This is a genomic window from Cyanobium sp. Candia 9D4 (assembly GCF_024346155.1).
In the GTDB taxonomy this organism is placed as follows: Bacteria; Cyanobacteriota; Cyanobacteriia; order PCC-6307; family Cyanobiaceae; genus Cyanobium; species Cyanobium minutissimum.
Window position 1 is genome coordinate 93,028 of sequence record NZ_JAGQCK010000005.1, and the last position, 17,929, is coordinate 110,956.

At 68.2% G+C, this 17,929-nt stretch carries 22 protein-coding genes; 8 read left to right on the forward strand and 14 right to left on the reverse strand.

What is annotated here, in order from left to right; translation table 11 throughout:
• Positions 1-19: 19 nt before the first annotated feature.
• Positions 20-1,555, forward strand: a complete 1,536-nt coding sequence (locus KBZ08_RS11690) for an alpha/beta fold hydrolase (protein ID WP_219904427.1) — start codon at positions 20-22, stop codon at positions 1,553-1,555.
• Between the two features lie 91 nt (positions 1,556-1,646).
• Positions 1,647-2,225, forward strand: a complete 579-nt coding sequence (locus KBZ08_RS11695; protein WP_254973120.1) for an alpha/beta hydrolase — start codon at positions 1,647-1,649, stop codon at positions 2,223-2,225.
• Positions 2,226-2,391: 166 nt separating this feature from the next.
• On the opposite strand, the gene KBZ08_RS11700 is transcribed toward KBZ08_RS11695, so the two are convergent.
• Positions 2,392-2,910 carry a hypothetical protein gene (locus KBZ08_RS11700; protein ID WP_254973122.1) on the reverse strand — a complete coding sequence of 173 codons (519 nt, stop codon included), beginning with the start codon at positions 2,908-2,910 and terminating at the stop codon, positions 2,392-2,394.
• Between the two features lie 173 nt (positions 2,911-3,083).
• Between KBZ08_RS11700 and KBZ08_RS11705 the strand changes: the two genes are divergently transcribed.
• Positions 3,084-3,677 (forward strand): Crp/Fnr family transcriptional regulator, encoded by a 594-nt coding sequence (locus KBZ08_RS11705; RefSeq protein ID WP_159819071.1) that lies wholly within the window; start codon positions 3,084-3,086, stop codon positions 3,675-3,677.
• A gap of 6 nt (positions 3,678-3,683) precedes the next feature.
• Positions 3,684-3,956, forward strand: coding sequence for a hypothetical protein (locus KBZ08_RS11710; RefSeq protein WP_106222877.1), 273 nt, complete (start codon positions 3,684-3,686; stop codon positions 3,954-3,956).
• Between the two features lie 31 nt (positions 3,957-3,987).
• Here the strand turns inward: KBZ08_RS11710 and KBZ08_RS11715 are convergent, their stop codons facing one another.
• The gene (locus KBZ08_RS11715) at positions 3,988-4,569 is read right to left on the reverse strand and encodes a ferritin (protein ID WP_254973124.1); all 582 of its coding nucleotides are present in this window, start codon (positions 4,567-4,569) and stop codon (positions 3,988-3,990) included.
• Between the two features lie 144 nt (positions 4,570-4,713).
• Here KBZ08_RS11715 and KBZ08_RS11720 point away from each other — a divergent pair, with 144 nt between their 5' ends.
• On the forward strand, positions 4,714-5,217 hold the full coding sequence (locus KBZ08_RS11720; protein ID WP_254973126.1) for a hypothetical protein: 504 nt from the start codon (positions 4,714-4,716) through the stop codon (positions 5,215-5,217).
• Here the strand turns inward: KBZ08_RS11720 and KBZ08_RS11725 are convergent.
• The 3 genes from KBZ08_RS11725 to KBZ08_RS11735 form a co-directional block, all read right to left on the reverse strand.
• Positions 5,142-6,179, reverse strand: coding sequence for a histone deacetylase (locus KBZ08_RS11725; protein ID WP_254973128.1), 1,038 nt, complete (start codon positions 6,177-6,179; stop codon positions 5,142-5,144). The two genes, KBZ08_RS11720 and KBZ08_RS11725, sit on opposite strands and share 76 nt — an antisense overlap.
• Positions 6,104-6,379 carry a DUF1830 domain-containing protein gene (locus tag KBZ08_RS11730; RefSeq protein WP_219904512.1) on the reverse strand — a complete coding sequence of 92 codons (276 nt, stop codon included), beginning with the start codon at positions 6,377-6,379 and terminating at the stop codon, positions 6,104-6,106. The genes KBZ08_RS11725 and KBZ08_RS11730 overlap by 76 nt, the downstream gene beginning before the upstream one ends.
• A gap of 159 nt (positions 6,380-6,538) precedes the next feature.
• On the reverse strand, positions 6,539-6,841 hold the full coding sequence (locus KBZ08_RS11735; RefSeq protein WP_106222873.1) for a hypothetical protein: 303 nt from the start codon (positions 6,839-6,841) through the stop codon (positions 6,539-6,541).
• Between the two features lie 216 nt (positions 6,842-7,057).
• Between KBZ08_RS11735 and KBZ08_RS11740 the strand changes: the two genes are divergently transcribed.
• Positions 7,058-7,498: a DCC1-like thiol-disulfide oxidoreductase family protein gene (locus KBZ08_RS11740; RefSeq protein ID WP_106222895.1), complete on the forward strand. Its 441-nt coding sequence runs from the start codon at positions 7,058-7,060 to the stop codon at positions 7,496-7,498.
• Positions 7,499-7,523: 25 nt separating this feature from the next.
• Here KBZ08_RS11740 and KBZ08_RS11745 read toward each other — a convergent pair whose 3' ends face one another.
• The 3 genes from KBZ08_RS11745 to KBZ08_RS11755 all read right to left on the reverse strand — a co-directional run bounded on the left by KBZ08_RS11745 (position 7,524) and on the right by KBZ08_RS11755 (position 9,531).
• Positions 7,524-8,207: a M23 family metallopeptidase gene (locus tag KBZ08_RS11745; protein WP_254973130.1), complete on the reverse strand. Its 684-nt coding sequence runs from the start codon at positions 8,205-8,207 to the stop codon at positions 7,524-7,526.
• A gap of 100 nt (positions 8,208-8,307) precedes the next feature.
• Positions 8,308-9,015 (reverse strand): hypothetical protein, encoded by a 708-nt coding sequence (locus KBZ08_RS11750; RefSeq protein WP_254973132.1) that lies wholly within the window; start codon positions 9,013-9,015, stop codon positions 8,308-8,310.
• Positions 9,016-9,033: 18 nt separating this feature from the next.
• Positions 9,034-9,531 (reverse strand): RDD family protein, encoded by a 498-nt coding sequence (locus KBZ08_RS11755; RefSeq protein ID WP_254973133.1) that lies wholly within the window; start codon positions 9,529-9,531, stop codon positions 9,034-9,036.
• 73 nt (positions 9,532-9,604) lie between these two features.
• On the opposite strand from KBZ08_RS11755, the gene KBZ08_RS11760 reads away from it, so the two are divergent.
• Positions 9,605-9,820, forward strand: coding sequence for a hypothetical protein (locus KBZ08_RS11760; RefSeq protein WP_106222869.1), 216 nt, complete (start codon positions 9,605-9,607; stop codon positions 9,818-9,820).
• Positions 9,821-9,868: 48 nt separating this feature from the next.
• A complete protein-coding gene (locus tag KBZ08_RS11765) occupies positions 9,869-10,276 on the forward strand; it encodes a molecular chaperone DnaJ (RefSeq protein ID WP_254973135.1) in 408 nt (135 codons plus the stop codon).
• A 53-nt stretch (positions 10,277-10,329) separates the two neighbouring features.
• Here KBZ08_RS11765 and KBZ08_RS11770 read toward each other — a convergent pair whose 3' ends face one another.
• From KBZ08_RS11770 to KBZ08_RS11795, 6 genes are read right to left on the reverse strand one after another with little or no spacing between them, the layout of a single operon-like run.
• Positions 10,330-10,956: an isoprenylcysteine carboxylmethyltransferase family protein gene (locus KBZ08_RS11770; RefSeq protein WP_254973137.1), complete on the reverse strand. Its 627-nt coding sequence runs from the start codon at positions 10,954-10,956 to the stop codon at positions 10,330-10,332.
• A gap of 56 nt (positions 10,957-11,012) precedes the next feature.
• The gene (locus KBZ08_RS11775; RefSeq protein ID WP_254973140.1) at positions 11,013-11,999 is read right to left on the reverse strand and encodes a lytic transglycosylase domain-containing protein; all 987 of its coding nucleotides are present in this window, start codon (positions 11,997-11,999) and stop codon (positions 11,013-11,015) included.
• Positions 12,000-12,037: 38 nt separating this feature from the next.
• Positions 12,038-13,990, reverse strand: a complete 1,953-nt coding sequence (locus KBZ08_RS11780; protein WP_106222867.1) for an alpha-amylase family glycosyl hydrolase — start codon at positions 13,988-13,990, stop codon at positions 12,038-12,040.
• Positions 13,991-13,994: 4 nt separating this feature from the next.
• Positions 13,995-14,891: a PfkB family carbohydrate kinase gene (locus tag KBZ08_RS11785; RefSeq protein ID WP_254973142.1), complete on the reverse strand. Its 897-nt coding sequence runs from the start codon at positions 14,889-14,891 to the stop codon at positions 13,995-13,997.
• A gap of 4 nt (positions 14,892-14,895) precedes the next feature.
• On the reverse strand, positions 14,896-15,807 hold the full coding sequence (locus KBZ08_RS11790; RefSeq protein WP_254973144.1) for an HAD-IIB family hydrolase: 912 nt from the start codon (positions 15,805-15,807) through the stop codon (positions 14,896-14,898).
• Entirely contained in the window at positions 15,758-17,893 is a 2,136-nt protein-coding gene (locus tag KBZ08_RS11795; protein WP_254973146.1) for an HAD-IIB family hydrolase, read from the reverse strand. Before KBZ08_RS11795 ends, KBZ08_RS11790 begins: the two co-directional genes overlap by 50 nt.
• Between the last annotated feature and the right edge of the window lie 36 nt (positions 17,894-17,929).

Genomic DNA, 17,929 nt, shown 5'->3' on the forward strand with positions numbered 1-17,929 from the left:
CGGTGGCGTTGCTCTCCTGATGCGGACATCTCCGTCCCTGGCCGGGTTGGGCCTGGCGCTGGCCGCCACCCTGGCCGGGGCGTCGCCGGCCAGGGCCCTGGAGACCATCGAGCTGAAGCTGCCCCTGGTCGAGACCACGTTCTCGATCCGGTTGGCGGAACTGAGCGATCCCCGGGCCCTGCTCGCCGGCAACAGCGACCTGGCCGAGCTCGACCAGGCCACCCGGGGCGGCATCGGCCGCTCCCTGGTGGATCTGTTCAACGCCCCCCTGCCCCTGCAGGCCCTGGATGTGGCCCGCCAGGTGGTCCCCTCCCCCCTGGCCCAGCAGGCCCTGCTGCTGCTCTCCTCCCTCGGGGGGGTCGACGGTCTGCCGGCCGACATCTCCAGCGACACGGTGCTGAAGGTGCTGGACCGGGCCGCCGGCCGAGGACACCTGACGATGCTGGGGGTGCTCCAGGCCGTGCCAGGCCGGACCGCCAGCGTGGATGTGGGCAAGGGCCTGTTCCTGCTGCAGCGGATGAACGCCCAGCTGCTGTCGGCCAACCGTCTGCTGGAGGGAGCGCCGCCAGAGACCGCGGCCCCCTCCCTGCGGGATCCGGGCCCCCTGCCGGTGCGGCGCGACACCCTGACCCTGCCGGTGGCCTACCGACCCCAGCCCCTGGAGGTGGTGGTCATCCGCCCGACGCAGCAGGCCTCCGGCCGGCTGGTGGCCATCTCCCATGGCCTCTGGGATGGGCCCGAGAGCTTCGAAGGCTGGGGACGCCATCTGGCCAGCCACGGCTACACAGTGCTGCTGCCCCGCCACCCCGGCAGTGACCGCACCCAGCAGCAGGCCATGCTCTCCGGCAAGGTGCCACCCCCCGGTCCGGCGGAGCTGCGCCTGCGCCCCCTCGACATCTCCGCCCTGATCGATGCGGCGGCCGCCGGGACCAAGGGGCTGCCGAGCGGACTGGACACCGATGCGGTCGTGGTGCTGGGCCACTCCTGGGGCGCCACCACGGCCCTGCAGCTGGCGGGCGCCCGCCCCACCGCCCAGCAGCTGCAGAAACGCTGCAACGATCTCCAGGACCCCCAACGGAATTTGAGCTGGGTGCTGCAGTGCAGCTTCCTGGGAGGGACCGACCAGGCGGCCCTCACCGACCCGCGGGTGAAGGCCGCCGTGGCGGTGAGTCCGCCGATGTCCCTGCTGTTCGACGCCGGCGCCGTCCCGGCCTTCCAGGGCCGGGTGCTGGTGGTGAGCGGCAGCCGCGACTGGGTGGTGCCCCCCGGACCGGAAGCCATCGCCCCGATGGCCCGGGTCACCCGCCTGGGGAACGCCGGACACCGTCTCGTCCTGGCGGGGGGCGGCGATCATTTCAACCTTGGCTCCCCCTACGACCTGGGCGGCGGCCCCCTGCGGGGACTGCTGCTGGCCTGGGTGAACGGGGCCTTCACCGCCGGTCCCGCCGTCGCCCCCGGACCCGGAGCCTCGGCCCTGCTGCCCCCGGGTGGCTGGGGGGATGGGAGCCTCTCCCTGATCGACGTGACCGACCGGCTGGCGAGTTGGAACCCCTGAGGCGTCGGCGACCGCCGTCTGACCCACACTTGATTCGGCGCCCCTGGATCCGGCCACCCGATCAATGCTCCCCCTGTCTTCCCTCCCCCCAGTGATCCGCGTCTGGGGCAGCGCCGGGCTGGCCACCCTGCTGATCCTGGCCGGGCCGGAGGCCAGGGCGGCCGAGCAGGTGGTCTTCGTCAGTGGGGCGTTTCGCCGCTCGATCCCCGTCGCCGACCTGGAACGGCTGGCCCGGACAGGTGAGGCCGTGGGCCTGCTGGGGGATGCCCTGCGGCTGGGCGGCAGGGACCCCGCCGAGGTCGGCAAGCTGCTGAACCACCGCGTGACGCTGCCGCTGGTGCAGACCACCAGGCTGTTGAGCACCCGCTTCGGCGAGAGCGCCCTGGAGCGGCTGTCCGGCATCCTGTATCCCCTCAAGGCGCCGCCGGTGGGCATGGTGGCCCTGCGTTCGGCCACGATCCTGGGGATCGAGGACGGCTCGGGAACGCTGTCGGCGGTGGGATTCCTGCGGGCCTACCCCAACGAGGAGGTGGCCATCAACCTGCCGGCCCTGCAGTCGGCCCTGGCGGGGTTGAGCGGCATGGGCCACGTGGTGAAGGAGTTTCTCGAATCCGACCTCGGCTCCAACCTGGAGCGGATCCAGGAGCCCGGTCCGCCGGCCGCCCCCTGACGCCACCGTCCGGGCCGGATGGCCGGCGCTCAGCTCCCGCGCCACCGGGGCCTCGGACGGCACCGCGGCCAGCCGCCTCAGGATCGCCTCCGGGGCGAGAAGCCGGGGACCCTCGAGCCCGTCCGGCCGGGCTGTTGCCGGCCCAGCCTGGACGCCAGCCATGGCGTCACTGTGCCGTCACCTCAGCCCCATGGTCTCCGTCCGTCTCTTCGAGCAGCCACAGGGCGAGCCCGCCGCCACGGCCGCGGGCTGCCAGCCAGAGCGGCCGTTCGGCGGCGATCAGGGCGAAGAAGGGTCGGCGCAGCGGATCGGGCTGGGGCAGGGCCCGCTCGATCAGCACCCGCCCGCCCAGGAGCAGCAGCAGGCGCTCGAAGCTGAACACCAGCAGCGGGCGGCGGCCCTCCAGACGTCCCGCACCCTCGAAGCGCAGCTCCAGGGCACCGATCCGCACGCTGTTGGCCAGCCGCAGCTCCCCATCCTTCGAACCCGCCCCAGCCGCGGACAGCCGCAACCGGGCCGCCAGCCCCCGCAGCAGGACGGCGGCCGCCGAGGCGGGCTGCCGGCTCCCCTTGTTCCAGATCCGCTCGAGCCGCCAGCAGCCGAGCAGATCCGCGGTGGTCAGGCCACTGCCGTCGCGTCGGCAGCGCCGTTCGCGGTCGAGCAGCCACGGGGCATCGGGGACCACGGCAGCGCCTCTGTAAGCAGCTCCCGACGCTAGGGACCGCTGGGCGATCGGGCCGGGCGCCTGGAACCCGCCCTGCTTCGCAATCACCAGCTGCTATTGAGAATCGCTTGCAAAAGTGACGGTGGGTCCTCTAGGTTGACAGCCGTTCGCAATAAGGCCTCTCCCTTCGCCCGATGCGTTACCGCTTCCTCCCCGACGACCCCGCCAGTGCCGTGCGCATGCCCGCCGGCCAGACGGTTCTGCTTGACCCCACCCCCCGTCCCGGCGGTTCCTGCCTTGAGGTCCTCGACGGCATCGCCCGCGTCTACTGCCCCTGTGAGGAGACCGAGGGCATGACCCTGGCCTTCCTCCAGTCCGGCGACCAACTCCGCACCGACCGCCTCTGCAGCGAGGGCGTCTGCGTCGAGGCCCTCACCCCCCTCTGCTTCCGCAGCGATGCCGAGCCCCTCGAAGGCCATGGCTTCGATCCGGTCAACGAGTGGACCCTGCAGCTGCTGCGCATCCGCCACCTCGGCAGCGCCGAGCAGCGGCTCCATGCCCTGCTCTCCCTGCTGGTGCGCCGGCTGGGGCGCCGCTGCGGCCCCTGGTGCGATCTCCCCTTCCGCCTCACCCATGAGCGCATCGGCGAGCTGATCGGCACCACCCGCGTCACCACCACCCGGCTGATCTCCCGCATCCGGGCCGCCGACCTGCTCGAGGCCCCCAGCGGCGAGACCGGTCTGCGCCTGGCACCGGCCCTGGTGGACGGCGCTCCCCTGGCGGCCTGAACCGGCATGACCGTCCTGATCCGCAACGGCGACAGCCTGATCGGCAGTCTCTGCCGGGACATGGCCGCGGTGCGCCAGAGCTGGCAGCGGCTGAAGGGTCAGGGGGCCACCTGCCGCGACGAACAACTCCGCCGGCGGCTTGGTCGTGAAACCCATCGGCTGGAGCAGCGCCGCCTGGAACTCCAGCGCCAGGCCCGGGCGCTGATGCGCCTGCCCCTGCGCGATCCCCTCGGGGCCGCCTTCCTGATGGAGCTCACCAGCCGGCCCCTGGCCGCCTGAGTCCCCCGGGGAGGGAGGCCGTTGGCCGGGCTCAGACCGGGGCAGCCGCGGCCGCCTGGGCCGCCGCTAGTTCCCCATCGATCAGCAGCATGGCGGCGGCCTCCTGGCGCCCGAAGCGCACCCGGCCGAGCAGGTGGGCCGCGCCGTTCTCAGCGGCGATCTGGCCCTGGATCATCGGGTCGAGGAAGACGGTGGTGCGCACGTCGCCGGCGCGCTCCGCCAGGGAATAGAGGAGTTGCAGAGAGGTGGTGACATCGGCCTCCAGGCGGAAGGCGTCCGCCAGGGCCGACTCGGCGTCGCTCCACTGCTGGCAGGGGGCGGGCAGTTCACCGAGGTCCACCGTCTGGCCGCGGGCGATCAGGTAGTCGGCCAGCAGGCCGGCATGCTGCTGCTCGCCGCGGGACTCGGCCATCAGGTGGGCGGCGAAACCGCGCAGTTCCCGCTCGGCGAACCAGAGGGCCATGGCCCAGTAGGCGGCGCTGGCCTTGCGCTCCAGGCCCAGGTGGTCCTGCAGACCCTCGAGCAGCCCTGCCTCCATGGGCTGGGCCATGGCCCTCCCGGCGGGGCCGGTGGCCACCGCGGTCTTGGGCAGGGAGGAGGTCGGGGAGGTCATCACGATCGGCCTGGGGGGAAAGAACCCATTCACCGTCCCCACAATTTACGGAGCCCGGCAACGAACCGAGCCATCACGAACCGGCCCATTCCGCACGCGTCGTGGGTGGAGAGTCCCAGACTCAGGGAGCCTTGGACCATTCCCATGGCCAGTGCCGTCGACCACGCCCTGCGGCTGCGCAGCCTCTGGACCGCCTGGCTGCTGGCGATGCTGTTCCATGTGGAGCTGGGCCTGATGCCCCTGTTCCACGGGATCTCGCCGGAGATCCATGGCCATGTGGCGGCCGCCCAGCTGCCGCTGTTGTTCGGGGCCATGCTGGCTTATGTCCTGGTGCCGCTGGCCGCGGTCGTGCTGATCGCCTACGCCGCCAGTGATCCGGGCCAGCCTCGGCGCTGGCGCCACTGGCGCTGTGCCCATTTCTGGATGAGCGTTGCTTACACCCTCACCAACCTCCCCCACCTGGCCGCCGACATCCTGGTGCCGGACGCCCGGGCCGACCAGATCGTGCTGATGCTGGCGATGGTGCTGATCGGCCTGCTGATCAACCGCGAGGCCTGGTTCTGGTGGCGAACTCAGCGCGGCCCGATGTCCCCCAGCAGGCAGGCCACGTGGGCGGCGCTGGCGGATGCCAGGCCCTCGAGGTCGTAGCCGCCCTCCAGGGCGGACACCAGACGGCCCTGGGCATGGTCCGCCGCGATGCTGAGCATCAACCGGGTCAGGGCCGCGAAATCCCTGTCCTGGAGGCGTAAATCCCCGAGGGGATCGCCGGCCCTGGAATCGAAACCCGCCGAGATCAGCACGAAATCCGGGGCGAAGGCCTCGGCCAGCGGCAGCAGCTCCTCCCGCCAGGCGGCCACCAGCTCGGGCCCGGACGTCCCCGCCGGCAGGGGACAGTTGCGGGTGTAGCCGGACCCGGGCCCCTCGCCCTGTTCCCGGCGGGAGCCCGTCCCCGGGTAAAGCGGCGCCTGGTGGCTGCCGAAGAACAGCACCGAGGGATCGCTCCAGAAGATGTCCTGGGTGCCGTTGCCATGGTGCACATCCCAGTCGACGACCAGGATCCTGTTGAGACCATGCGCCGCCTGCAGGTGGCGGGCGGCGACGGCCACGTTGTTGTAGAGGCAGAAGCCCATGCCCCGGGCCGGACTGGCGTGGTGACCCGGGGGCCTGACCACCGCATAGGCCCGCTGCACCCGCTGGTCCATGACGGCTTCCACCGCCGCCAGCACCCCCCCCGCCGCCAGCCGCGCCGTTCGCTCCGAGTGGGGGCTGATGGCGGTATCGCCGGTGGACAGCTGCTCTCGGCCGGCCTGGATATCCTCCCGGACCTGCTGCAGATACCCCGGCGTGTGACAGCGCAGCAGTTCCGCATCCGTGGCTGGGCGGGGCGGGAGGATCCGGCAGCGGGCCAGCAGACCGGCCCGCTCCAGGCCCTGGATTACGGCATCGACCCGGGCGGGGCATTCCGGGTGCCAGGGTCCGGTGAGGTGGTCGCGGTAGCTGGCGCTGCAGACGATGCCGACGTCCGGGGCAGGCGTCAGTGGGGGAGAAGGCAGACCGAGCTGGCGTTGCCTCTCACCCCCACCGCTCGGTTGGGAACCTGGGGCAGCCATTCCGGACGGGGCGACACCCCACTTTGCTGCATCGCCAGGGCATCGGCGGGCAGCTGTTCGGTGAGGACGACGCCCATCGAATCCCGTGCCCAGATCTCCACGTCCGTGGCGGGCGGACAATGGAAGGTGAGCACCTCAAAGGGAAAGACAACCCGCTCGAGGAAGAAATCCTCGGGACCACAGCAGCGGATGATCCGCATGCGTTCCGAACAGTTGCGGTAGCTACAAAGTAAGACGTCCATGGTGTCCTCCGACCAGACTGAGACCTGACCATGGCATCAACACACGCTCCCCCGGCCATGTCCGTTGCCGATGCGACGAACAATCCGGCATGAGTGTTTGTACCGCTTAAGGATGACTCAACTGCGCCTGAGCCAATTCGGAGCTCCGCTGAACCAGTCACCCAGATCGTCCCGGCCGGGGTCGAATCCTTCGCTGTCACAGGGGTCGCCCAGGTCCAGCGAGCCCGTGAGGCGGTCGAGTTCCGATTCGGGCTCACCCCGTTGCTGGGTGCGCTGAGCCCGCCGCAGCCAGCTCCAGACACTGGCATCGCGATCAGCGAACTTCTGAACATAGATGCGTTCATGGAGACTGACCGGGCGGGAATCGGCAATCCTGCCGATGATCTCCTGAAGCCTCAGACGGGTGGTGGGTGTGAGCATCTTTCCAGTCATCCATTGGCAGAGGATCTAACCGTTCTCCGAAATCGAACGGTGCCGAGGATCACAGAAACCAGCCACCTGTCAGGACTTGGTGAAATCGATCCATCGATGCCGATGCCATGCCCTGTCGCGGTCTCCGGCCGCCGGCGGCAGAATCGGATCCTGTGATCACGCTCCAGAAGCCGCAGCCCACCGCCCTTGATGTCCCCTGCAGCGATGGGCGCCCCCCCATCCCCAACCCCCGATCCAGCCCCGCAGCCCGCGGGGCTCAACGCACCGCAGATTCTGCGGCTCGTCTACGACGGAGGCTGCCCCTTCTGCCGTCATTTCGCCCTGAGCAGCGAACTGCGTGGCGGGATTCCCCACCTGCAGATCGTCGACGGGCGGGCCGACGCGGCTCTGCGCGGCGCCCTCCTGGCGCGGGGCCTGCCGCTGGCGCAGGGGGCGGTCCTGCTCCAGGGCGAGCGGGCCTGGCACGGGGCGGAGGCGGTGCGGCAGCTGTGCACCCTGATGCGGCCCAGTGATCCCCTGCTGCAGCTGCTGGTTCCGCTGTTCGATGCGCCGACCCGCAGCCGCCGGCTGTACCCCCTGCTGCTGGCAGCGCGGCGCCTGGCCCTGGCCCTGAAGGGCCTGCCGCTGGATCCGGACCGGCCCTGACGGCGAGCCCCGACGGAACCCCGGCTCAGGGCAACGGCGGCAAGGGCGCCCGGCCCGCCACGGAAGGACCCGTGCCGATCGGCTGCAGCAGCGGGGAGGGGTCCACCGCCACCAGTCGCCCCTGGCGCAGCTGGCGCCACTCGAAGTGCAGATGGGCCGTGGTGGCCGAGCCGCTGCTGCCCACCCGGCCGATGGGCTGCCCCGCCACCAGGCTCTCGCCGGGCAGAACCGATACATCCAGCAGATGGGCGTACAGGCTCTGCCAGCCGAGGCCGTGGTCGATGACCACCAGCAGGCCGTAGCCACCCACCTCATCCACCAGCCGCACGGTGCCGGGCAGCACGGCGAACACCGGCGTTCCCTCCGGGGCGACGAGATCGAGGCCGGTGTGCAGGCGCCAGGCGTTGCGCGCGTCGGCCAGCCGCCAGCCGAACGGAGCCTGCTCGGTGGGCTGGAGAGCGAGGGGATAGCCCAGGGCCCCGGCCTGGTGCACGGGAAACACCCCCACCGGGGCTGGCCGGTAGCGGGACCGCAACGGTTCCGGCAGACGGTCGTTCTGGCCCAGGTCGCCCACCGGCACCTCCAGGGGTATCTCCGTCGGCCGGGGCGGCGGCTCCCCCATCGCCAGAAGGGGACGGGGACCCAGGGACAGGGGCAGCAGCCAGGGCAGGACCAGCGCCGTCAGAAACCGTCGGAAGCGGGAATCCATCCGCCTGCTGCAAGGGACCGTGCAGGCCTTGGTAACGCCCCCGGCCGCCGCTGCCAAGACGGGGATGGCGGGACGCGAATGCCCGTGGTGACCGGGACGGTCAGGAACCGGTGGCCGGCTCCTGGCTCTGGGGCAGGACCGCCATGGCGCTGGCGATGGCGGTGTCCATCACGATGCGCAGGGCCAGGCAGGGATCGATCGCCTCCCGCCCCATGGTGATGGCCTTCTGGGCCACCAGGCCGAACAGGATCGGCCACTCCACCGGCTCGGGGCAGAACCGCCGGGCCAGCGGCAGCAGGGCCGGCCAGAGGCTCGGCAGCGACTGCAGGGATTCCGGCGACGGCTGATGGGCCTCGGGCACCTGGGGCACGCCGAAGTCCCCCTGGCCGAGGTGCTCGAGGCCATGGCGCCACAGGGCCGTCGGGTCCGGCAGGGCCGTGCAGCCGGCCTGCTGGGCGGCGCCGGCGGCCAGACCCCAGGTGGAGTACGGCTCATGGAAGAGGGCCTGGACCAGCCCTTCCCCCACCAGGCAGGAGCCCCCGTCCCCGGTGCCGACCACGTGCAGCCCCGAGAGCTCCGCCCGGCCCGCCGCCCGGGAGCGGGCCCGCACGCCGGCCTGGCAGGCCTGGCCCGCCAGGGCACCGCAGACCGCCAGGAGCGATTCGACATGCACACCCCGCTCGGACGCCATGGCCTTGAGAAGCCGGCGGCTGATCTCCTCGGCACCCAGGCGGGCCCCCACCAGGGGGTCCTGGGCCCGGCGGGCGGCGATGGCCTCATCCAGGGGATCGCGGGAGGGAGCTGTCATGGCCGCAGGGGATGGGGGTCAGGGGGGTCCAGCCCCAGCGTTCCCGGCCCCGGTCGCGCCCCCCGTCGCGCGTTTGGGGGGCGGGTCGGTCCGGCGGGGGACACGGATCACCACCGTGCCGGCAAGCTTGTCGTGCCAGCCCTGGCGACGGGGATCCCAGGCCGCCCAGAAGAAGCCCAGGAGCAGGGGCAGCGTGGAAATGAGATAGCCGATGTAGCGCAGGCACCACTTGCGAAGGCCAGGTTCGCCGCCGGTTCCGGCATCGACGATTCTCAACCGCAGCATCAGCTTGCCGGGCGTGCCCTGCTTCCAGCGCCAGAACAGGATCACCACCAGGGCCGACACCACCGTGCTGACGACCAGCACCGCCGTCTCGTCAGGCACGGCATAGAGAAGGAGCGGCAGGGGGGCCGTGATGATCAGCATCAGCACCGAATCGATCAGCGAGGCCGCCGTGCGGACCCGGAATCCCGCGTAGGCGATGGCCGAGGCGGGGGAAGATTCACTGCGCTCCATGGGGCCATCTTCTCCTCCCGGCAGCGTCAGGGGCGGAGCGGTGTTAGGACTATGGAGCTTCTCTCCATCGTTCATGCGAGCCCTTACCTTTCTGTTCGCCCTGATGGTGGGTCTGGCCATGGCCTTTCTCGCACCGGCGATGGCCGGCGGCCACAACCAGGCCCCCGCAGCGATGGTGGCTCCGGAGATGGCCGCGATGGCTGACGAGCCCGCCGCGGACCAGCTGGTCAGCGACCTGCTCACCGACCTGAGCATCGATCCGGCCCCCGTCCTCGACGTCGCGGCCTGAGTCCCCACCACCTCACGCAACACAACGGTCGGGCTGGCACCTGAACCCATGGCTCGCACCCTGCTCGACCCACGTCTGACCCTGGTCTCCCTGCGGCCGGATCAGCCCCAGAGTGACCCCGCGGACAGCGCTGAGGCGCCCCGCCGCGGCAAGGGCTTCTCCGGATCGCCCTCCCGCGGCCAGGGCAAGGCCTCGGGCAGCAAGGGCCGCCGCAAGAAAGGTACGGGTCTCTCCGCCGCCGACCACGGGCCCCTGGGCCGCAGCCCCAGCCTGGAAGCCATCGAGGCCAGGGCCCGTCTCGGCCTGGCCCTGGCGGGCCGGCTGCGGGAAACCGATGTCAATCTGGCCTGGAAGAAAGCCGCCGCCGAGCATCACCCGGACCGCGGCGGGCGCCACGCCACCATGCAGGCCGTGAACGCCGCCAGGGACGTCCTGCTGGGCAGGGGGCTGGGCTGAGGTTCAGCGCTCCGTGTCCTGCCCCCCTTGATCGGCCCCCCTGATCAGCTGCGCTAGATGAGCCCCGGCAGCAGCCACCAGCTGCTCTGGCGATAGGCCTCGAAATCGGGATAGCGCTCCGCCATCGAAGCTTCCTTGCCGATCATGCGGGGCAGGTAGAGCGCCAGCACGGAGGCGGGGAGCAGCCAGGCCCACGGCGAGCCGGCGATCACCGCGAAGCTGCTGTAGCGGAGCAGGTCGCCGAGGTAGTTGACATGGCGGACGCGGCGCCAGGCCCCGTCCGCCACCAGGGTGGCCCCCAGGACCTTGGCGGTGCCCTTCTGCACATCGGCCGCCGTGTTCAACAGCGATCCGAAGATGTAGAGGCTGAGCCCCAGGGCGATCGTCACCGGGCCGATCGGTACAGGATTGGCCATGGCCAGCCAGCCGGGCAGGGCGTAGAACACCCCGACATAGAGCACCACGGCGACGGCCTGTGGCGGGCCCACCACCTCGGTGAAGAGCTGGGTGGTGCGCCAGGGGAACAGCACCTCCTCAAGCAGCCACCAGAGGCAGTAGCTGATGTGGAGGGCGAGGTAGATCGCGACCCGTTCCGACTCCAGCCCCAGCACCAGCGCAGGCACCAGCAGGGCCACGATGGTGGTCACCTTGGCGATGTTGATCGCTTGCAGCTGGGTCATCGGCAGCTGGGCCACCCGGAGCCCGACGGGGTTCCATGCTGGCAGGCGTCTCAGCGTCACGGAGGGGCCGAGGCGGGAAAGCGCTCCAGGTAGGTGGCAACCGCCAGGGGGCGGCTCTGGCTGTAGCCCACCGGCAGCCAGAGGTCGCCGGCTGAGGAGGCGTAATGGATCTCCCAGTGGTACAGGCCCGTGAAGGCCGCCGGATCCATGCGCAGCAGCTCGGCGTAGAGCAGCACGGCCCTGACGTAATGCCGGCTGTTGTTGTAGCCCCACAGCCCCCGGCGAATGTCCCGCAGGCCTCCGCGCCGCACCAGGTAGCGGGCCGCCGCATGGATTGCGTCCTCGGGATCGCGGATGTCTCCCTTGCCGATGCCGGGCTCGGCCCAGGTGGTGGGGAGGAACTGCATCGGGCCCCGCGCATCGGCGACGGAGACGCCATCGATGCGGCCCATGCCCGTTTCGACCAGGTTGATGGCAGCCAGAACCTCCCAGGGATTCCCAGTGGCGGCGGAGGCCTCCCGGTAGTACCGCAGCAGGTCGGCGGCAGGCTCCGGGGGGATGATCCGCCAGGCGGGCACGACGGCCGGACGCCGCCCCCCCCGGTGCATGGCCAGAAACTCCCGACGGGCGGCCACATGGCGGTCCATCACCCCCTGCCAGCGGACGGGCAGGAAGCTCCGCACCCGGGCGGCCAGGGCCGGATCGGCGGCGAGCCGGCGATAGGTGACCTGCTGGCGATGCCCCAGCTCACCCAGGAGCCCGGTCGGAGTGTCGGCGGACCGCAGGGCAGCCTCCGCGGCGGCCAGCTGGGAGGCGATGGCGGCGGGGTCGGCCGGCAGCCGGGGATAGGCCCGCGGGGCCGGCTGTGGCGGGGCCGACTCCGTCGGCGAGGCTGGTGGCGACGCTGGTGCAGCATCCGGGGAAGAGGCGGCAGCGGGGCTCCCGGTGGGGCGGCCGGTGGGTGCCTGGGGCACCGACACGGTGACCGCCAGCGCCGCCGAGGCCAGCAGCAGGGCCAGCAGCACGGGGGTGACGACGCGCATGGGCAGGGGAAGCGTCGGGCGGGGGGGGAATCGGGCGATCAGGTCTTGGTCAGCCAGCAGAACTGGTAAGCCTGCAACACGATGCGGCTGCCGGACTGGGACGGCCGGCGGCCCGAGTGAAGATCCACCAGTCCATCGTGACTGCTGAAGACCGACGGCACCAGGCTGTCGAGATCGAAGAACCGGGGCTGGTCGTTGAAGTTGGCCACCACCAGGACCAGCTCGGATGGCCGCAGGGGGTTGGTCCTCACGAACGCCAGCAGATGGTCATTCTCCAGGGGCAGAATCTGGCGATTGTTGAAATCGGCGAAGGCTGAGATCTCCTTGCGAATCGTGATCATCTTCTTGATCGCCGAGAAGATGGTATGTTCCACGGTTCCTGGCTTCCGCCTGAGCTCCGCCTTGGCCCAGTCGATCTTCGGGCGATGCACCCAACGGGTGTCATTGCACTTGCTGGGGTCATCATAGAAGCTGTAGTCATTCAAGACGCCCAGGGCATCGCCGTTGTAGATGAGCGGGATGCCCCCGAACGACAGAATGACCCCATGCATCAGCAGGATGCGGCTGATGGCCGTGGCGATCAGGGCCTGATCCTTCGATTCGAGGGCCGACTCCAGACCGACAAGGGAGGCCAGGGACCCGCAGATGCGGGCATCGCCCGTGGTGTCGTTGGGCATGAAGGTGAGCCCGCGGGGGATGGCATCGAAATCCCCCTTGAAGTAGTCGATCAGGAAGCGCCGATGGGCGCGGGGCTCGTAACCAACCTGCTCAATGTCACTGTCATCGAAACCGAAGCCGATATCGTCATGGCAGCGGACGTAATTGAGCCAGGTGGCCCGCTCCAGCTTGTTGGGAAGGCTCTTGAGGCCCTGGCAGAGGAGCCGGGTGTTGCGGGTGGCCACCGCATCCCAGAGCAGCGCCATCAGGGTGGCGTTGTAGGCAATCTCACATTCCTTGGCCACGATGGCATCCTCGCCGAAGTATTTCGTGATTTCGGTGGGGGCGACGATGGCCTCGGCGATGAACAGGACCCCAGGCGCGGTCACCTGGCAGCAGTCCTTCATGAGCTGCAGAATGAGGTGGGCCTTGCGCTCGTTCTGGCAGGTGGTTCCCAGCTTCTTCCAGAGGAAGGCAACGGCATCGAGCCGCAGAACATCGACGCCCTGGTTGGCCCAGAACAGCAGCACATCGAGCATCTCGATGAACACCGCAGGGTTGGCGTAGTTGAGGTCCCACTGGTACTCGTGGAAGACCGTCATCACCCACTTCCCCATCTCCCCATTCCAGGTGAAATTGCCAGGATCGCTCTCAGGGAAGACTTCGGGCATGTTCTGCTCGAAGACATCCGGAATGTCCCTGTCGTCAAAAACGTGGTAATAATCCTGATAGTGCTTCTCCCCAGCCATCGCACGCCTGGCCCACTCGTGCTCATCCGATGTGTGATTCAGGACGATATCCAGAACCAACAGGATGTCACGCTTCCTGAACTCGTCGGCAATCCTGCGCAGATCATCGAGCGTGCCGACCCTGTCATCGATTTTGCGAAAATCGCTGATCGCATAGCCACCATCGCTCTTACCAGATGGGCACATCAGGATCGGCAGGATGTGCACCATGTTGATGCCCAGCTCCTGGAAGTAACTGATCTTGCTGGCCAGATCCGGCAGGTTCTCCGCGAAGCCATTGGAGTAAACAGCCATCCCGACCCACTTCTGGGAAAGGAACCAGTTGTAGTCATCCTCTCTCTGGATATCGAGGGATTCAAGATCAGGCGAGCGGTCGATGTAGCCTCTCGCCATGGTTTCGACCAGACGCAGAAGCTGCAGCTTGAAGTCGTCACGATGACCATAAAGGGTGACGAACAGCGAATGGATGGCGTAGAAGTTGGCGCCGAGCCTGGTGTAGAAATGGCGCAGGTCCTGGCGCCGGATCTCCGGTCGCAGATCGTCCAGAATCGCGTTCAACAGGGAGTGGGAGATCTGCTCGTACATCGGCTCAGCCGACCCCCCAGGCATTCAGAAACCTGGCGTAGACCGATGGGTCATCGATGGTGGCACCGCGCCGCGACACCAGGGCCGCGGCGAAGTCCCCGGCACGGCCAAGGCTCACGGCCCATGGCCACTGCTGGCTGAGCCCCAGCAGAAGCACGGCGGCAAACCCATCCCCCGCCCCCACCGTGTCGACCACAGGGCCGGCGGCGGCAGGGGCCACGGAAAGGATCTCGCCGTCACACCAGAGCAGGGCACCGAGGGCGCCGCGGGTGACGACCAGCGTCTCCAGCCGGTGACGCCCGGCAAAACGGTGCATCGAGGCGGCCAGATCGTCCCCGGGAGGAGCGTCCGGGCTCAGCAGGGCCAGCTCCGCGGCATTCAGCTTCACGTGGTGGGCCCCATCCACCAGGGGCAGAACCGTCTCCGGCGACCACCAGGGTGTCCGCAGATTCACATCCAGGACGATCGGCCCCTGATGGCGCGACGTCAGGCTGGCCAGCGCCGCCGCCGATGCAGCATGGCGAAGGGCCAGGGTGCCGTGATAGAGGATCCCGCTGGTCGGAACCTGGCCAGGCTCGGGCGATGCAATGAAATCGTAGGCGCAGCCCGACACAATCTCATACGTGGGCTCGCCATCCACGAGGCTGATGCTCACGCGACCGGTGCCATGGATCGGATCGGTCTGCAGAGCGGAGCCGTCCAGGCCCCAGTGCCCGATGGCGGAGAGAATCCGCTCGCCCCTGGCGTCCCTGCCGACCCGGCTGACGAGTCGGGGAGACTGGCCGAAACCCCTGAGGTGCCAGGCCACGTTGAAGGGGGCCCCGCCGAGGACCTCGGTGCCATCGGGGAAACAATCCAACAGGACTTCGCCGAAAACGGTGATCGCACAGGGTGCCTGCATCCGGTCACTCCAGCTCCCGCACGGCATCGGCATGAAAGTGGCCGATTCCTTCCAGGATGCCCGAACTGTAGTTGCCATTCATCCCCAGGAAGCCACCCCTGGCCAGATACAGACGATCCTGGGTGCCCATGCGCATGGATTCCGCCACGGCCTGCGCCTTCACATCGGGGTGGGCATTGGCGACCAGCACGGCTGGCACGGAACTGGTGAGAACGGACAGGTCATTGCCACTGTCACCGGCAAAGATCGTCTGCTGACAGGACAGTCCCTGCTCGCGCATCAGAAACTCAATCGCCTGAAGCTTGCCCGCCCGCCGGGGAAGGATATCCAGCAGGCCGATGGCAGCGGCTTCATCAACACTGTGAACAAGACAGACGGCGACATCCCGTTCCTGCAGGCGGGCAAGGATCTCCCGGTTCAGGGCCGGAAGATCGGCCTCCCGGGGAACGAAGAAACTGAGCTTGTGGGAGTTCTGTCGGCTTTCCGGCTGCAGAGTCAAACCGGACACATCGGACAGCACCATCGCCAGATCGGACCATCCATCGCCTTGCCAGTCCGCCGAGATGTGCCTGGACCACGCCTCCAGAGGGGACCAGCCACGGTTCTGCCTGGCGTAGATGGAACTGCCCACATCGGCGATGATCCAATCAGGCTCAGGCAGTCCATAGTCATGGATCGCCTCCTCCACCAGGGCCAGATGTCGGCCACTGACGTAGGCCAGCAGCGTCTGGGGCCGGGAGACCAGCTGGGCGAAGGCCGGCCGGGCACCCACCGATTCGGTGGCCTCGCCGTTGGGCAGAAGGGTCCGGTCCAGGTCCGTGCAGATCAGGAGAGGTGGCATCAACGGGTGGCGACGGGCTGCGACATCAACGGAAAAAACCGTAGTGATCAATCGCTTCAAGAATGCCGGCTGCATGCGATCCCTCAGAGAAGTACACCCGCTCGGTATCGTTGAGCTGGTCGAGCTCATCGCGATGGGGGCTGTCCACGACCACGCCCAGCGTGTTGCCCCGGAGCATGTCCTCATCACCCCGGGAGCCTCCGTTCACCAGCACCTTCCCGAGGGGAATGTTCCAGCGGTTGGCCACGTACCGAAGGGCCTGCCCCTTGGAAGCGCGGGCAGGGACGAAGTCGAGGAACTGCCCGAAGGACAGACTGGTGTGGGCGGACAGCTCATGCTGACGCAGGAGCGTGAGAATCTCCTCGAGGGGAGGCGCCTGGTGGTCATCGTAGTAATAGGAGAGCTTGAACCGGCTCTGGTGCTCCTTCTCCTGCAGGGTCAGTCCAGGCAGGGATTCCATGAGGCGTTGCAGGACCTGGGGGGTCCAGAGATGGTCGATGTGGTGGGTCCAGGCGATGTCCGTGGTCAATTGGGGTGGGGTGTAGATCTCCGTGCCGAGGCTGGTGATCAGGACATCGGGCATCGGGATCCCATGCACCTTCAGGAGTTTGAGCACGGAGTTCAGCCGTCGTCCGGTCGCAATGCCGAACAGAACCCTGCGATGGTGCTGCCGGATCAGCTTCACAAACTGAGCGAGAGCCTCAGGATCACCCAGCAGGGTGTTGTCGATGGCCGTGAAGATCGCGCGGGTGCGGGTCTGCACTGCCGGGGCCTTCGACAGAGGGGCCGGACGGGCCTTTTCGCGAGCCTGGAGAACCAGATCTCCCAGCCGTTCGAGATAGTTCCTGGCGTGGGCTTCCCACGAATAAATCCTGGCGACATTCACCAATCCGTTGCGGGAGAACGTGGACCACAACTCCCCATCCTCAAGAATCTGCAGCAGCGCCCTGGTGATGGAGGTCTCGTCAAGGGGATCAATCAGCAGACCGTTTCTGCAGTTCCCGATGATGTCGACCGGCCCGCCCACCTCAGTGGCCACCAGGGGCAGCCCGCTCGCTGCTGCCTCCAGGAGCGTGAGCCCGAAGGGCTCGGTGAGGGCCGGGTTGACAAACACACCCTTGGAGGAGGCCGCTAACCGATAGATGTCGGCCACATCGCTGGGGGAATGGTGCTTGGGCAGGGCCACCAGCCCATTGAGCTCATGGCAGTCGATGACCAGGAGCAATTCCGTGAGGACGTTCTGGGCGCCTTCCTGGAGTTCACGGATGTCATTACGATTGCCGGCAATGATGACAAGATTCGCGAGCTTCTTGAGGCGTTCTGATGTCCCATAGGATTCCAGAAGAGAAACGATGTTCTTGCGTTTATCTGGCCTTGAGAGGGCCAGAATCATGGGCTTATCGGGTTCCCGGAGATACTTGCCAAGGGTGCTGGCAAAGGCGACGGGGCCATCCTCGGGGTCGGGGGGATGGAACTGATTCAGGTCGGTCCCCGGTGGAATGACCGACATCTTCTCCGGGGTGTAGCAATCGTAGAGCTCATATTGGTCTTCAATCTCATTATGCGTACTCGTGATCACAAGGTTGGCACTGTTCAGCACATCCTCTTCGGCACTGATCCTTTCAGCCATCCGGTAGCGCTGTTGAATCTCTTCCACCGGCAATCCCAGGGCCAGAAGCCTCCGCAGCTTGTCCCGACCCAGGGAGTGGCCCGTGTGCACAAGGGGAAGGCCGGTGAGGTGGGAGAGGCGGACACCCACATAGCCGGCATCGGCATAATGGCTGTGCAGCACATCCGGTCGACGCGGCTGGCGATGGAGCCAGGAGTGAAGCTCATCTGTAAAGGCATCGAGATGGCCCCAGAGCTCTTCCTTTGGGAGGTAGAGATCCGGTCCGGCAGCGATGCGAATGATGCGTGCCTTCCTCTCAAGAGGCTCAACGGGCCTGGCGTAATCCGCAGACACCTCGGGATCCCGGATGCAGCGGGTGACCAGATCCACCTGGGCAACACCCGGTTGCTGGGCCAGGGCCCTGGTGAGCTCCACCACGTACTTTGTCTGTCCTCCGGTATCGGCATCACGACCCAACTCCAGATTCTCCCCGCGGATCAGACCATGGATGCTGATCATCAGGATGTAAAGAGAACGGTCGGGGATATCCATCGGCATCGTTTCGGGGTCGGACAACCCTGGGGGCAC

Coding starts and splice junctions, on each gene's coding strand:
- KBZ08_RS11715 (WP_254973124.1), bottom strand. CDS start 4,569: ATGACCTCCCCGACCTCCTCCCTGCCCAAGACCGCGGTGGCCACCGGC.
- KBZ08_RS11755 (WP_254973133.1), bottom strand. CDS start 9,531: ATGGAGCGCAGTGAATCTTCCCCCGCCTCGGCCATCGCCTACGCGGGA.
- KBZ08_RS11760 (WP_106222869.1), top strand. CDS start 9,605: ATGCGAGCCCTTACCTTTCTGTTCGCCCTGATGGTGGGTCTGGCCATG.
- KBZ08_RS11790 (WP_254973144.1), bottom strand. CDS start 15,807: ATGCAGCCGGCATTCTTGAAGCGATTGATCACTACGGTTTTTTCCGTT.
- KBZ08_RS11745 (WP_254973130.1), bottom strand. CDS start 8,207: ATGGATTCCCGCTTCCGACGGTTTCTGACGGCGCTGGTCCTGCCCTGG.
- KBZ08_RS11740 (WP_106222895.1), top strand. CDS start 7,058: ATGGGCGCCCCCCCATCCCCAACCCCCGATCCAGCCCCGCAGCCCGCG.
- KBZ08_RS11690 (WP_219904427.1), top strand. CDS start 20: ATGCGGACATCTCCGTCCCTGGCCGGGTTGGGCCTGGCGCTGGCCGCC.
- KBZ08_RS11775 (WP_254973140.1), bottom strand. CDS start 11,999: ATGCGCGTCGTCACCCCCGTGCTGCTGGCCCTGCTGCTGGCCTCGGCG.
- KBZ08_RS11795 (WP_254973146.1), bottom strand. CDS start 17,893: ATGGATATCCCCGACCGTTCTCTTTACATCCTGATGATCAGCATCCAT.
- KBZ08_RS11705 (WP_159819071.1), top strand. CDS start 3,084: ATGCGTTACCGCTTCCTCCCCGACGACCCCGCCAGTGCCGTGCGCATG.
- KBZ08_RS11710 (WP_106222877.1), top strand. CDS start 3,684: ATGACCGTCCTGATCCGCAACGGCGACAGCCTGATCGGCAGTCTCTGC.
- KBZ08_RS11765 (WP_254973135.1), top strand. CDS start 9,869: ATGGCTCGCACCCTGCTCGACCCACGTCTGACCCTGGTCTCCCTGCGG.
- KBZ08_RS11770 (WP_254973137.1), bottom strand. CDS start 10,956: ATGACCCAGCTGCAAGCGATCAACATCGCCAAGGTGACCACCATCGTG.
- KBZ08_RS11720 (WP_254973126.1), top strand. CDS start 4,714: ATGGCCAGTGCCGTCGACCACGCCCTGCGGCTGCGCAGCCTCTGGACC.
- KBZ08_RS11730 (WP_219904512.1), bottom strand. CDS start 6,379: ATGCGGATCATCCGCTGCTGTGGTCCCGAGGATTTCTTCCTCGAGCGG.
- KBZ08_RS11750 (WP_254973132.1), bottom strand. CDS start 9,015: ATGACAGCTCCCTCCCGCGATCCCCTGGATGAGGCCATCGCCGCCCGC.
- KBZ08_RS11735 (WP_106222873.1), bottom strand. CDS start 6,841: ATGCTCACACCCACCACCCGTCTGAGGCTTCAGGAGATCATCGGCAGG.
- KBZ08_RS11725 (WP_254973128.1), bottom strand. CDS start 6,179: ATGGCTGCCCCAGGTTCCCAACCGAGCGGTGGGGGTGAGAGGCAACGC.
- KBZ08_RS11780 (WP_106222867.1), bottom strand. CDS start 13,990: ATGTACGAGCAGATCTCCCACTCCCTGTTGAACGCGATTCTGGACGAT.
- KBZ08_RS11785 (WP_254973142.1), bottom strand. CDS start 14,891: ATGCAGGCACCCTGTGCGATCACCGTTTTCGGCGAAGTCCTGTTGGAT.